The sequence below is a fragment of the Methanobrevibacter sp. genome, from assembly GCF_045220775.1.
Classification (GTDB): domain Archaea; phylum Methanobacteriota; class Methanobacteria; order Methanobacteriales; family Methanobacteriaceae; genus Methanocatella.
Window position 1 is genome coordinate 1 of sequence record NZ_JBGUWC010000172.1, and the last position, 14,091, is coordinate 14,091.

General features: G+C 34.3%; 18 protein-coding genes. 3 read left to right on the forward strand and 15 right to left on the reverse strand.

Features of this window, described 5'->3' with window-relative positions; genetic code table 11:
- The 4 genes from ACJROP_RS11390 to ACJROP_RS11405 all read right to left on the reverse strand — a co-directional run.
- Positions 1-444: V-type ATP synthase subunit K (locus ACJROP_RS11390; RefSeq protein ID WP_406535584.1), on the reverse strand; the 444-nt coding region annotated here is incomplete at its 3' end.
- A gap of 68 nt (positions 445-512) precedes the next feature.
- Positions 513-2,516 (reverse strand): V-type ATP synthase subunit I, encoded by a 2,004-nt coding sequence (locus ACJROP_RS11395; RefSeq protein ID WP_406535585.1) that lies wholly within the window; start codon positions 2,514-2,516, stop codon positions 513-515.
- A gap of 11 nt (positions 2,517-2,527) precedes the next feature.
- On the reverse strand, positions 2,528-2,842 hold the full coding sequence (locus tag ACJROP_RS11400; protein WP_406535586.1) for a V-type ATP synthase subunit H: 315 nt from the start codon (positions 2,840-2,842) through the stop codon (positions 2,528-2,530).
- A gap of 165 nt (positions 2,843-3,007) precedes the next feature.
- A complete protein-coding gene (locus tag ACJROP_RS11405) occupies positions 3,008-3,358 on the reverse strand; it encodes a hypothetical protein (protein ID WP_406535587.1) in 351 nt (116 codons plus the stop codon).
- A 64-nt stretch (positions 3,359-3,422) separates the two neighbouring features.
- Here ACJROP_RS11405 and ACJROP_RS11410 point away from each other — a divergent pair, with 64 nt between their 5' ends.
- Positions 3,423-3,752: a hypothetical protein gene (locus tag ACJROP_RS11410; RefSeq protein WP_406535588.1), complete on the forward strand. Its 330-nt coding sequence runs from the start codon at positions 3,423-3,425 to the stop codon at positions 3,750-3,752.
- Here ACJROP_RS11410 and ACJROP_RS11415 read toward each other — a convergent pair.
- The 9 genes from ACJROP_RS11415 to ACJROP_RS11455 all read right to left on the reverse strand — a co-directional run bounded on the left by ACJROP_RS11415 (position 3,742) and on the right by ACJROP_RS11455 (position 11,534).
- The gene (locus ACJROP_RS11415) at positions 3,742-4,065 is read right to left on the reverse strand and encodes a hypothetical protein (protein WP_406535589.1); all 324 of its coding nucleotides are present in this window, start codon (positions 4,063-4,065) and stop codon (positions 3,742-3,744) included. The genes ACJROP_RS11410 and ACJROP_RS11415 overlap by 11 nt on opposite strands.
- A 16-nt stretch (positions 4,066-4,081) precedes the next feature.
- A complete protein-coding gene (locus ACJROP_RS11420; RefSeq protein ID WP_406535590.1) occupies positions 4,082-4,591 on the reverse strand; it encodes a nitroreductase family protein in 510 nt (169 codons plus the stop codon).
- A 2-nt stretch (positions 4,592-4,593) separates the two neighbouring features.
- Positions 4,594-5,394, reverse strand: coding sequence for a citryl-CoA lyase (locus ACJROP_RS11425; RefSeq protein WP_406535591.1), 801 nt, complete (start codon positions 5,392-5,394; stop codon positions 4,594-4,596).
- A gap of 56 nt (positions 5,395-5,450) precedes the next feature.
- The gene (locus ACJROP_RS11430) at positions 5,451-6,323 is read right to left on the reverse strand and encodes a fumarate hydratase (protein ID WP_406535592.1); all 873 of its coding nucleotides are present in this window, start codon (positions 6,321-6,323) and stop codon (positions 5,451-5,453) included.
- Between the two features lie 4 nt (positions 6,324-6,327).
- On the reverse strand, positions 6,328-7,230 hold the full coding sequence (locus ACJROP_RS11435; protein WP_406535593.1) for a peptidase: 903 nt from the start codon (positions 7,228-7,230) through the stop codon (positions 6,328-6,330).
- Between the two features lie 5 nt (positions 7,231-7,235).
- Positions 7,236-8,642 carry an MmgE/PrpD family protein gene (locus ACJROP_RS11440; protein WP_406535594.1) on the reverse strand — a complete coding sequence of 469 codons (1,407 nt, stop codon included), beginning with the start codon at positions 8,640-8,642 and terminating at the stop codon, positions 7,236-7,238.
- 78 nt (positions 8,643-8,720) lie between these two features.
- Positions 8,721-9,212, reverse strand: coding sequence for a hypothetical protein (locus ACJROP_RS11445; protein WP_406535595.1), 492 nt, complete (start codon positions 9,210-9,212; stop codon positions 8,721-8,723).
- A complete protein-coding gene (locus tag ACJROP_RS11450; protein WP_406535596.1) occupies positions 9,212-10,111 on the reverse strand; it encodes a DUF3100 domain-containing protein in 900 nt (299 codons plus the stop codon). The genes ACJROP_RS11445 and ACJROP_RS11450 overlap by 1 nt, the downstream gene beginning before the upstream one ends.
- Positions 10,112-10,253: 142 nt before the next feature.
- Positions 10,254-11,534, reverse strand: coding sequence for a DUF1743 domain-containing protein (locus ACJROP_RS11455; RefSeq protein WP_406535597.1), 1,281 nt, complete (start codon positions 11,532-11,534; stop codon positions 10,254-10,256).
- A 61-nt stretch (positions 11,535-11,595) separates the two neighbouring features.
- Between ACJROP_RS11455 and ACJROP_RS11460 the strand changes: the two genes are divergently transcribed.
- Positions 11,596-12,528: a transcriptional regulator gene (locus tag ACJROP_RS11460; protein WP_406535598.1), complete on the forward strand. Its 933-nt coding sequence runs from the start codon at positions 11,596-11,598 to the stop codon at positions 12,526-12,528.
- Positions 12,529-12,537: 9 nt separating this feature from the next.
- Positions 12,538-12,924, forward strand: coding sequence for a hypothetical protein (locus ACJROP_RS11465; RefSeq protein ID WP_406535599.1), 387 nt, complete (start codon positions 12,538-12,540; stop codon positions 12,922-12,924).
- Here the strand turns inward: ACJROP_RS11465 and ACJROP_RS11470 are convergent.
- Together ACJROP_RS11470 and ACJROP_RS11475 are read right to left on the reverse strand one after the other, a co-directional pair.
- Positions 12,921-13,715: a hypothetical protein gene (locus tag ACJROP_RS11470; protein ID WP_406535600.1), complete on the reverse strand. Its 795-nt coding sequence runs from the start codon at positions 13,713-13,715 to the stop codon at positions 12,921-12,923. The genes ACJROP_RS11465 and ACJROP_RS11470 overlap by 4 nt on opposite strands.
- 7 nt (positions 13,716-13,722) lie before the next feature.
- Positions 13,723-14,061: a heavy metal-binding domain-containing protein gene (locus ACJROP_RS11475; protein WP_406535601.1), complete on the reverse strand. Its 339-nt coding sequence runs from the start codon at positions 14,059-14,061 to the stop codon at positions 13,723-13,725.
- Positions 14,062-14,091: the final 30 nt, after the last annotated feature.

The following is a 14,091-nucleotide window of genomic DNA, read 5'->3' on the forward strand; positions in this document are numbered from 1 at the left end:
CAAGAAACCGTAAATAGCTTGTGTCTCTGGTAATGCAGAGAAAATAATACCACGAGCAAACATATCATTGTCTTCTACAATAGCACCGACAGAGGATGCTGCTGCCATACCTTGTCCCATACCGGAACCTAAACCAGCGAAACCAATGGATGCACCTACACCAATAGCAACAATACCTGCTTCGGTAGGTAATCCTTGTCCTCCACCTAATAATCCTGAGAATACTAATAATAAGATTGCAACCAAGAACCCATAAATAGCCTGAGTTTCTGGCAATGCAGAGAAAATAATACCTCTTGCAAACATGTCATTGTCTTCTGCAACTGCACCTACAGAACCAGCAGCTGCCATACCTTGCCCTAAACCGGAACCTAAACCGGCAAAACCAATTGCTACTCCAGCACCAATAGCTGCTAAAGCAGTACCTAAAGCAATTTCTACCATATTTATTCACCTTTGAAATAATATTGATTTTTTTAAATTTTTTTATTTAATATATAAATGAAAAATTTTTAATTTTTAACTTTTGTAAATGTCCTTTTTGCTTTGAAAGCATCGAATTTACCTTTACCTTCTTCAAAGAATTGTGCGAAGAACTCTACATAGTTAAGACGTAAAGCGTTAATAAATGCACCTAATACTTGGAAAGCGAAGTTTGCAATATGACCAAATATGAATACGATTACTGCAAGTACAATTCCTGCAAATGGAACCATTTGATCAAGCATTTGTGCTAAGATGTTTACAGTCATAGCAATACCGCCTGTAGCTAAACATAATGCTAAAAGACGAGCAAAGGATAAAACATCTCCCAAGAATCCGAAGATATCCATTAATCCGAATGCACCATTAGCCCAAATTAATATTCCAATAGCTGCAATTATTAAAATTGCACCTAATGCCATACCAATCATGCCGATTGCTGGCATCATGAATCCTAATACAAGGAAAATTAATCCTGCTTCAAATACAAACCAACAAATTTGAGAACCTAAAGCTTCTTTAGTCCTTCCGTATCTTAAGTTGTTAATAGCACCTAATATAAATCCGATATTTACATAGATTAAACCAACAGCAATAGCTATTATTAAAATGGTTTCAGGATGTTTAAATGCTTCAACTGGAGCAAATACGGTTGGCAAACGGAAACCGGCTATTCTTTCTGGGAAGTCCCCAATAAACCCATTGGTTATCAAACCCAGTACAACGGCCCAAAGACCGGACCAGATTAAAATCCAACCGAATGAATGCATTGATTCTTTAACTTTTCCAAGACCTTTCAATAATACAACACCAATAGCCGCTACAACCAAACCATATACTGCATCGGTTAAACAGAACCCGAAGAAGAATGGGAAAGTAATCGCAACAAATATTGTTGGATCAATCGCATTATAACGCACTGGAGCGTACATATCTACGAGGTATTCGAAAGGTTTTGCATACCATCCGTTTTTCTGTAGAATAGGAACATTTTCATCATCAGTACCTTCAACCTCTATTGTTTCAAAGGCACAATGTCCATCAGAACTTTTTTCAACTAATTGCTCAACTTTTTCGGTATCTTCAACAGGTACCCATGCTTCAAGAACGTAAGCATCATTAGTTTGAACAAAGGATGAAAGGATTTCGTTCTTTTCTTTTTCATTTTCCAATTGTTCTTTGAGAGCTAATATATCATCATCATATTTTTCAGCAACTGCCCTTAAATCTTTTTTAATGGACTCGCGTTCTGAATCAATGGTTAATAATCTGGAATCAGCACTTGAAATAACATGTTGAGGAGTACCTTCAACATCACCTACTTCAATTCTCTCAAAGTCAAACTTACGAAGTGTTGAATAAACATCATCACTAAATTCTTTTAATGTTACTACAACGATGATTTCTCCGTCATCATCATCCATAGGAACAGTAAATATTTCTAATTCATCAGTCAAGTTACTTAATTCTTTTTTGATTTCTGAAGAAGATTCAGCATTAATCCTACCAACAGTAGTAGAAGTGTACTTTGAATCTTTTAAAAGAGCTAAATCCATGTCAAAATTAGATAAACGTTTAGCCAAACTTTTATTAGACTGTAGTTCACTTGTTTCAGTGTCGAGTGCGGCTAATTTTCCTTCAATCACACTTGTTTTACTCTCTACTTCTGCTAAAGTATCTTCGGCTTTTGCAATAAAAGCTTCAGTATCCAATTTTTCTACTTCTTTTTGAACAGGCATGTCTGGACTTATAAAAGACATTACTAAGTCTTTTAACCCATGGCCTTCTGATAAAGAATTTCCTAAGAGTTCAGATATACCATTTGTCTTCATTAGAAGTGAAGATAATTTACCAGTGTAAGGAGAGGCTTTTGAAGGAGTAACTAATTCCGCCAATTCAGGATCCTGCTGAATGCTTTCAGAAATATCACTGACTTGTATAAGCCCTGATTCGTGGAGAGCATCCACTGTAGGGGCTACATACTTGTCCAGTGTAACAATTCTAATTTTACGCATTCTAGCTGTCTTGAACATATAAACTCACACTACAAAATATTTTTGACAATAATAGAAGCAGCTTCGTCAACATTTACCATAGATTTGTCTTTTAAAGCTTTTACTTCGCCTTTAGACTTTTCGGCAATTGTTTGTGCTTCTTTTTTAGCTTTATCTTCTGCATCAAAAACAGTTTTTTGAGCTTCCTCTTCTGCTGCAATTACAGCTTCAGAAACAAATTCTTCAGCTTTTAATCTTGACTCTGCAATCAAATCTTTTGATTGAGCTTTTGAATCAACTATTAATTGTTCAGCATCAGATTCGGCTTTTTTTATCATTGCGATTGCGTCTGATATCTCTGCCATAATTAATCACCATGGTGTATTTATTTTTGTTGAGCAATATATATATCTTTTACTATTTAATATTAGTAAAAATAGCTTAAATTTAAAATAAATTAAAAAAAAGTATTTAAAAGATTAAATTTACATGAAAAAAATTATTAAAAAAAAGAATAAAAGATAAATTATTTATCTATAAAACCATTTCAAAATATTAGCCGGCAATTTCTGTAAATAAGCAAGAATAGCAATTGCAATAATAATAAGACCCACTATAACAAGCTCTAAATTGTACGGATAATCTAATAACATATACCCGCAAACAGTAATGACAATTCCTTCAAAAAAGAAAACCGCCTTGGTCCAACTAGGGTTATACAGGATTATTAAATAGGCAATACCTATTAGTATCAATATGATTGCAGTGGCCATCACATCATTTGTTAAAGCTTCATGTCTAAAAATCGGTGATAAACCCCAAACAATTAACATTAAAGCCAATACTGCCCCTAATAATTTAAACATTTTAACATTTGCCATAATAACACTAATTCTTATTTATTTTTCATAATATTTATATCATTATATTATGAAATGAGTATATATGGAAAGAGCAGTTTGGATAATCTTAAATAAAAATTTTTCACTAATCTTAGACGGTGAAATAAAAAATGATAAACTTGCTGATAAAAAATTCTCTCCAAGCGAGGACATTTGGACAGATGAGCTTCCGCGCCTAGGATTCAGTGATGAACAAGCACAGAAAGATTATGATGAATTTATCAGCGATATTGTGACTTTATTTACAGAACCTAGTGTAGATAAAGTCTTTATTGATGCAAAAATAGGCGAAGAATCAGAATACATTAATGCAAAGACTCCATTGGTAATTAGAAAAATAGAAGAATATAGTGTAGATGAACTTATAGAATAGCAGTAGCCTTGTTTAAAACTTCATCCATACTATCAAACTCCAAAGGATTTCCTTCATCATCAACTTTTTCTGTTGTAATGAGCACATGCGGAGAAGCCCACAGATAAGAATAGGTGAAATAAATTACATTTACAAAGAGCAATGGGGCAAAATAACCCAATGCTATAACTAAACAAACCGCATGGATTAAAATATTACCAACTCTTCTTTTCCTCATCAAAATGAAATCTTTATCTTCATCAATGAGTTTGAACTTTTTTAAAGATAATTCTTCAGAAATTTGATCCATTTCCTTAGAATTATCTGCTGGCAAAATAAAAAGCTTCATTTTAATCCATGTACACAACAAATTCATCTAATTCTTTTCTTGGAGTATCACGAGGTTCAGCATTTCCGTATCCTAAAGGAGTGAACAATACCGCTTCTTCGTTTTCATCCAAGTTTAAAAATTGTTGAGCTTTATTTTTCTTGAATGCACCAATATAACATGTTCCAAGACCCACATCGGTAGCTGCAAGAATCATATGATCCATTACGATTGTTGCATCAATATCTGCAATGTTTTTCATATCCCACGGCCTTGTCCATGCTTTATCTTTTAAAGCAACAACACATAATACATAAGGAGCTTCAACAAACCAATTGGCCGCATAGATTTCAGATAATTCATCTTTATGTTTTTTAGTGTCAATAACATAAACTTTAAAAGGCTGATTATTAACACCTGTTGGAGCTAATGTGGCCGCCTTTAGGACATATTCCAATTTTTCTTTTTCAACCTCTTTATCCAAGTATCCTCTAACACTGTACCTTTCATTGATTACATCTTTAAATTCCATTTTTATCTCCCGCTTTTATAAATTACGTCATCCAAATCACAGAACTTTCTAAATTCATCTTCTTCCATGTTTTCTTCATGAATATGGGCAATTATGCCCGGAACTCTGCCAATTATAAATACACCCAAACCTAAATCCGGGGTAAATCCTAAATCGGATAGAATTGCTGCATTTGCCCCATCAACATTAAGACATATATGCTTTTTTTCATTGATTAAATCTTCAACAGCCAATGCCAACTTAATATGAGGGCCAATGAAACCTTGTTTTATAGCAAGCTCCATTAGTTTTTCAGCCCTTGGATCAACATTATGATACCTATGGCCAAAACCAGGTATTTTTTTATTGCCTATGACATATTCATTATAAATATCAATGGCCAAACTAGCTATTTGCTTATTATCAATATCAGAATCCTCAGTAATATACAAAGAGTTAATCTTTGATTGATATAATTCCATTGTTTTTTCTATTGCTCCTGCATGTTTATGTCCAAAAGATAATAATGCTCCTGAAACTGCCGAGTTCATTGGAGAACCGGAAGATGCTACAAGACGTGCTGTCTGAGTACTTGGCGGTGTAACACCATGGTCACAAAATGACACTAACACCTGGTTGAACATTTTTCCTTCTTTAGGTGATGGCAATCTCCCTCTCAAAAGCAAAAAGATCATATCGCTGTATCTGATTTTTTCTATCAAATCTCGTTGATTATATCCTCTAGTCACAATCTTATCTGTTTCAACTCTTGTAATGGCTGTTTTTAAACGATGCGGATTAACTCTGAAATTATTTTCTTGCATTTTTAATACCTTTTAGTTTAGTTAATTAAAAGTAATCTTAAATAATATATAAACATTTACAATTTTAGCGTTGCTACTCTTGGCTCTACAAAACATGAAGGCCTTACAGAAACGATTCTGACACCGCTAGCCCTTTGGTTTCCAATATTAAGATAAGCACCCAATACTGTAGTTCTTCCACCCAATCCTAAAGGCCCGATGCCTGTTTCATTTAATTTATCAGTTATGAATTGTTCATGTTCGCTTTGACAGTCCAAATTCCCATAGGCAATCGATTTCAAAAGAAGCGAAGTTGCCTCGAAATGTGTCCTTCCGATACCGATAGCCGGAATTGAAGGGGTGCATCCCAACATTTTCAAGGACTCCTCAAGCCATTCACATGCAGTGCCTATCACATTTTCAAAAGACCTTTTATGATAAACCCTATACGTTTTCGCCCTTATTTCCGGCCCTCCGCCTTCAAGCAAAAAATGCATGTTTAATGTATCTGGACCAATGTCCCTCTGATATGTAGATTCGTCATTAGCACTGTCAATTAAAATAGATGCCGGGCGAAGCATTCCTGGCTTTTCATATAAACCCTTGCTTTGTTCAATTCGCTCAATTTCACTTCCTTTTACTGCCATAGGTCTTGCTGGAAGATTATTTAAACCTAAAGCGATGCCTTCATGAATTTGATTTAAGAGTTCACCTGAAATTTCTCTATTTTCTCCAATTTCAATAATGACATGAGGAATTCCAGTGTCATCACATAAAGGAAATTTAGTCTTTTGAGCCACATGATAATTTTCCAAAATTTGCTCCAATGCCCATTTTGCATTAGCATTGTCTTCAATTTCAATAGCCCCTTTTAGGGCATTTAACTTATCGCAAGAAAGAGTAGTTGATGCTTTTATAATGGTTTTTGAGATTTCATCTATAATATCCATAAAATCACTCAGGAATAGACAAATCATCTGATTCATTTGGAGAAGCAATTGCATCGGGACAATACTCATCAATCATTCTTTTAACAAGCAAAACTTGTTTTACACGTGCTATAGCTTCTTTTTCTGTAGTGTCCCAGTTATGATTGGCCGCAACAGATCCTCCAGTTTTTAAATAAACCGGTGCTGCAACTTTAATAAATTTTGGAACTTCATAATGCCTTATGAATCCTCCGGTGGATTTCGGATTTTCAGTATGCAAATCTATAGTCATATCACATGCATCCCTAATTGCTGCAATCATCGGAATTTGCAAATCCCTTACTGGATTTAAGGAATTAAGGCCTTGAGATTCCAATAGTTTTGCCGAAGCGGGATTGGAATGGCCTGCATGAGCGGATAGCTTAAAGTGAACATTATCCGGTATTTCGCCTTCGGCCCTCATTTTATTTAAAACCCAAAGTAGGCCTTCATCATATAATAGAATTCCGCGAACGCCTAACCTGCAAGCCCTTTTTACGTCCTCAATTGCATAAACTAAATTATCGTAACCCCTTAAGCGATAACCAATTCTACTTCCCTCTTTAGTATGGACAGTTGCTGAAGTATCGTATGTTGCTCTAGGACCAACAGCTAAAAATAGCTCACACTTATATGTTTTAGCCAAATCGACCATTTTTTCGATTTCATCATCTGTTAACATCATTATTCCTTTAGTTTGAGTAACGCGATGAATGAAAACGTTTTGTTTTACAGATTCTTTTAAAAGAGCGCTCATTGATTTGGGAGACTGGATACCCGGAACTTCAAAACGGTACTGTCCTCCATCATTAAAACGTTTAGTTGATTCATAATCATCTGAAACTTCATTTATACCTATTTCTTTAAGGAATGCTTTTGTATTTTCCATATTATCTACTCATTTAATTTACGAACAACATAATTCATAGTATAATCTTCAATAGAATCAATAACAGTTAAATTTTTAACATTATAAAGTGGATTTAAGCTTTTGAATTTATCTATCAAATCCCTAAGCTGCAGAGGATTTTCAAAATCTCCTTTTGGAAGCAGAGTAATGTTTTGGAAAATCCCATTTCTAAAAGTATCGTCCAATTTAATGATAACATTTGATGGTCGTTTAGATGGATATAGCCTATTCAAATCATCATCTGATATCAAAATCATTCCCCTTGCCAAATTCTTAATGCTATTGACCTTGTCAACAGTGGAATAATTATCCAAAAGACCATATTCAATCAATTGATTTATGTCATCAACACTAACTTCGCCAACAACCAGAGAAATGGCGACAGCATAAGGAAGGCTTTGCTTAAGCTCTTCCAAGTTTTTAGGATTATAATTATTATGTTCTGCAGCAACAGAATATGTTTTAACAGCTATATTTTGAATATGATCATATTCATCCCCAATGCTGGCCTTAAGTTTTAATGCAGTATCTATTGAGGAGTGCAAATGCCTACAGAATGGATATTTTTTAAAGTAAATATCTCGAACCCGAACTTTACCGATGCCTTTCAATACATTTTCAAGCGAGAAATTTTCTATTTCAGCATCATCATCAAAAACCATTGCCTTCAAAAATCCTTCATTACCTTCAAAAATGGTTCCGCTACCAGTAAAACCGTTTCTCGCTAAAAATGCTGATAAAATCCCATTATAAGATGCTTTTCCAGCATGCAATACTTTACCCATGGATCCGCCATGGTCTGATTCCAGAAGACCTGCCGCCTGGGTTCCACACAAACCCAATGCATTTAAGGTTTGTTCATCATCAAGTTTCAATAGTTTAGATGCAACAGCGCCTGCAATAAAAGTGCCTATAGTCCCGGTTGTATGAAAACCCTTGTTTCTATGTTCGGGATTTACTATTTGGCCCAGCAATATCCCTACCTCATAACCTACAACAACCCCCTCTAAAAATTCCTTTCCTGTCAGATTATAAGCTTCTGAGATTGCTAATGCAGTAGGGAATATGACTGCTCCCAAATGGATTTGAGCACCCCTATGGCCGTCATCCAATTCTAAAACATGTGCCGCAACACTATTTACAAAAGCAGCACTCAAAACATCTGTTTTAATATCTGTTCCAATAATGGACGCTTGTAAATTTGAATTAAAGTTTCCTGAAAATATTTCTTCAACAGTATTTAGGGCGATTTTTGAAGCCTCTTCACCCATTCCACGATAGGTAACTCCAAAAAAATCTAAAAAAGCGGCCTTAACTGTATTGAGTGATTGTACAGTAGCCTGTTCATAGCGATAGTTTGAAATAAATTTAGAAATATTTTGCAAAAACATAAAACACCTACAATACTATATGTAGAAAGTACTATTAAAATTATTAAGTTACGGTATAAAACAATTTTTACATTGAACCTAAACTGCTGGAACGCCGGTTAAAACAAGCACAATATGAGCAACAATAGCAGCACCATAATAAGTTGCTGCAATAACTAAAACAGTTATGACAATCGCTCTCCAACCAAGAGCCTTAAATTCATCCCAACTTTTACCCATACCAATACCCACATAAGCTAGAAATACTGTAACAATTGATAAAAGTTCTATCTGGGAAACATAATGCAATACAAATTCAGAGGTAGGCATTCCAGGAAAAGCTAATATAATACCCATTATACTTATATAAAGAATTGAAGAAACATCAAATGGCAGATATCTTTCCATCCATACTCCAATAAGAGTAATACCGGACAATATCGCCATGCCCACTAATGAATCTGTCATCGGATGTTTGTATCCCAAATAGTTACCTATCACTGTAATAATTGAAAATATAACCAATAATAAAATCCAATTAAAGATACCATGAACAGAAACATTTTCAGATCCATCAATTAAATCAGACATTATTCATCCTCCTCTTTAGGCATTATTGAATCTCTTCCAATTTTAGGTTCTAACCAATCATACATTTTTTCAGTTAATGGAAGTGCTATAAACATGACAATATAAATTCCAACACAGAATGAAAGCAAATTACTAAATCCTGCAAATGCTTCAACTTGGGTTTCCAGGCCAGGGAATGCTGCTAATGTCGGACCAATAGCTGCTGCATTCATACTCGCACTACCAACACCACTTGCCATTGCATAAGCATAAGGGTGAAGCGGTATGAATGACAGTGAAAAAGTAACTAAAAAACTAATAAATATTGTACCTATTACAGTACCAATGATGAATATCGCAAATACTCCTCTTGATTCAGGAGAATTGAAACCATATTTATCAACAACAACAGCAACGTTAGGCTCCCTTCCAATAGAGTTTGTCATACCAATAGATTCTTTCTTAAATCCTAAAAGAAGTGCAATCGGAAGAACTAAAATGGTTGCTAAATGCCCTAATTCCTGTAAGATTAATGCCGGCCCCATATCAAAAATAAGATTGATTGATTGACCGCTGGAAACAGCCAATTTTGCAATTAACACACCAATAAAAAGCATCATTGCACCTTCAGCGATACGAGCCTGCTTTCTCTTAATCCATGTAATCGGTTTGGCCAAATAAAAAGCAAGTCCTAGAATAATAGTATAAATCAGGGGCATTATGGTGATTGCAACATCTTTGGCGAGCGGGATTTTAATAGTTCCTATTAATTCAGCGATGACAACTAAAATAAGTACAGTAACATGTAATCTATAATCTCTCCAAGGGTTTCGCTTTAAAATACGCTTATCCGTTTTTTCCCTATAAATATGCTCTACTTGTCCATCATCGCCCTTCGTTGGAATAATAACAAACCCCATGTAGTTTTAAAAAATTTTCTGAAATTTCAGTATATACTAATAGTTACTTAAAACATAATATTTAAATTAATAGCATTTAATTTTAAAAAATTCACTAAATAAGAATAAAATATAGTATTACTATTCACAAAATGAGAAAATTTTAGGCGAAATCATCACGAATATTCATGCGACAAAGTGGCTTTGAAAGGTGTCTTCTTGCAGAAACCGGAGTTTCATAAAACTGATTATTCTTTAGATTACGGCTGATTTTGACAGGGACTTTTTCGTTTGATTCTATCCTGTTTCCACATTTCTTACATTTAAATCCTTTATTTTTACCTGCAGAAGTCATTCTCTTTCCACATTCACAGATTGGATTCATATAATCAACATCATTTAACTTTATAACCTGAAACTTCTCGATGTTGAAAGTATTCTGCTCCCCAATTCCCCCGAAGACTCTAATGATATCGCCGGGACGCAAGTTGGAAACCACTTTTCTGAAGTTTTTAGTCGGCTCATATGCTCCACATTCAATCTCACCGGACTCATCAAAGATATAAAAGAACATGTGCCCCCCATCAATTATTGTAGGTTTATTTTTAACCTCGCCTACTATCTCATAACATCCAAATTGTTGCATAGCACTGATGTTTGAAGCCTTTTGAATGTGCATATCTGTGTGCTGATTTGTCTTAAAAATACAGGAATCCGCAATGGGTTCAGACACTTTAACAATATCTTTTGCTTTTTCTAGTGCCTCAACAGTATTTGACCTAATCCCATATAAAACAGGGCATGGAGTCTTAGGCTCAATTGCAATATAATCTTCAGAATAATCTATGTTTTCAAAAGTATCTGGGAAAGTCTCTTTATCCATTCTATAAACTGATTCATAATCAATCTGTCTTTTAGTTCCATAATTTTCACTTGCCCTATAAGCAAGCAATTCATAAGTAAAGTCAGTTAAAGGCAAGCTAATAGCTGCAATAGATCCGATTATTCCCCTTCCTTTTTTGAACTTGTGGATTTCACATCCAACAGATTTTCCAAATTCTTCAGCCTCTTCAATTGTAATAAATTCATAAATTGCCCTAAATGCATAATTTTCCATCTCTTTTGTAATTTCGCCCTCATAGAAAATTACGCCAGGATTAGTGTTATCACAGTCAAACATGGACAATTTTTCAACTTCCTCAAGAACTATTTCACGAGCCAAACTGGCTTTATCATCATTTAGGATTTTTAAACTAACTCCTCCATTGCCTCGAGTCTTAAAACGGGCAAATGGATTTAGTCTAATCAATCTAGGATAATCAACCAATTCAATTCCATTATCTTCGAATTTATTAATAATCTGACTGGCTAAAAAAGTTGTACACATCCCATCAGGAGAATCCGTATCGTCTATTCCAATATGCAAATACTTAATCTTAATCACCTTTAATTATTAAAATATATTTAAGTTAAAAGAATATATAGTTAACAGAGAGGTATTTAATATGTTAACTCGAAGCCAACTGCTGCAAAATATTGAAAGTTTATTAACATCACAAGGTTTTAAAACTTCAGACATTTATGACCAAGGTTCATTTGATATTGTAGCTAGAAAAAACTTATTAATTTTACTTCTAAAGACATTCTTAAACATTGACAGCATTAATGAGCAAAATGCTCGTGAAATGAAGCAATTAGCTAATATTTTCTTAGCATCTCCAATAATAATTGGAGAACGATCAAGAAATGGTATTTTAGAAGAAGGAGTAATCTATGAAAGATATGATATTCCAACAATTGGCTTTGATACTTTAAAGAACATGATTTTATACAATGAATATCCTGAAATTTTAGCGGATCGTGGAGGATACTTTGTTAAAATTGATGGAAATGTCATAAAACAGTACCGGGAAGAATATTCAATGTCCCTGAAAGATTTGGCGAATCTTGCACATGTTTCCCGTGCTACAATGTACAAATATGAAAATGGAATCGTTCGTGCAAATACTGAAACCGCAATGATTTTAGAAGAAATCCTGAATACAAAAGTGACATTAGACATTGATTTACTAAAACAGCCTCAAAAAGAGAATGTTGAGTATACTGATGACGTTAACGATTTATCAAAGTTAGGATATGGCGTTTTATCCACAAATAAGAGTCCGTTTGATGCTGTTGCTAAAATGAAAAGTTCAGATAAACATGCTCCATTAATGGCAAATGTTGAAAAGAATAGAACTGAAAAAACATTGAAAAGAATGGCAATACCTCTTAAAGATTTGTCAATGGTAACAACATCAGAACCTGTTTTTATAATTAATAACGATAAGATTAAAGAGTCAATTGGCACAATCCCTGTTATAAAATCATGGGAGCTAAAGGAATTTGAAAATTCGAAAGAATTATTGAAAATGATTAAAGAGAGAAAGGAAAATTAGTGTGGTATTATGGAAAACTTGCAAATTACAGACATGGAAAATTATCCAATCAAATGGGTTTGTAACTTTAAAGGACAAAGAGCTATCGGAATTTGCGGCAAAACCCAAAAAATTGCTATGTTTGCATCTGACGAAAGAGTTTCTAGAATCTTAGATGATATTGTAATCGGAACCGATGAAGCTCAAGAGGGATACGGCTGCGAAGAAAAAGACAGATGCTGTAATTTTGAATGCGAATATTGTGAAATTTCACCTAGACAATACTTGCAGATCACAGGTAAAAAACCATCTAATAAAAATATAAAAGATTTAATTAATGGATTAGCAGACTTAAATCAATCCCTTGAAGCTGATGGTCATGTTCCTTTCGAAGAATACGAAATTGTCAAACTTTAATACTCTTTTAAGATTGTAAAGTCTTCACTAGCTTCACTGACGCTGGCAACGCCCATGCAGATTGCATCTACAAAATCAACATTTTTATAAAAAGTAAATGCCTCTTGTGGTTTTAAAACTCCTGCTGCAAGAATTCTAGTGGCAATTATTTTTTTATTTAATCTAACTACTTTTTCTATGAATTCCTGCCTTTGAGAAGCATTGAACGCACTAATGTCCATCATATATGAAAGGCTATTATAAGGAATCATATAAAAATCAAATAAATCCATATCCAAATGTTGAGGAATCAGTTCAGTTGTTCTCATCGGAAATGCAGTAACAAGACCTGACAGGGACCCTGCATCATTAATCCTATTCAAAATTTTTGATGTCAATCCCCAATCATAGCCATCGGTTATGAACTCATCGACAAGCATTAAAGGACAGTCATATTGGCTGAATAAATCAATGTCCTCATCCCAATCCACTTCTTTTGCAACTTCATAATTAGGATTTAAATAATCGACGTCGCTTTTACCGATGGTTGCAATCACTTTCATCTCACAACCTTCAGAAACTGCAATGTCATATGCCTTAAGCAGATTATCGTCATTGACAAGATTGATTGCCCTTACGCCCTGATTATATGATTCTATAATGACTTCAGAAATATTTTGAGGATTATTATATAAATCATCCAGGTAGAGTCTGGATCTATGCCCAAAATAAAGTTCCGCCATAAACGGACCGTAACCTAATATGGTTTGCGGAATAGATTTGCCATTATATTCTAAATCCTCAAAAAACATTTTATCACTATTCTTTTTCAATTACAACTGCAGTACCGTAAGTTAAAACTTCTTGCATGTTTTGGGAAATGCTGTCGGAGTCCATTCTAACGGAGATGATTGCATTTGCACCTAATTCTTTTGCATGTTCAATGCAGCGTTGAATAGATTCTTCCCTTGAATCTTCCATCATTGAAACATATTGTTTGATTTCCCCGCCTAAAAGTCCTTTGAGGCCGGCCCCAATATCTCCACCAATACCTCTCGCACGTACGGTTAAACCGTAAACAAATCCTTTATTTTCGACTATTTTGTATCCTGAAATAAAATTTGCGCTTGAAATTGGAAATTCTTCCATACTTACCATATTATCACCTTTTATTTAAGTTAACTTCAA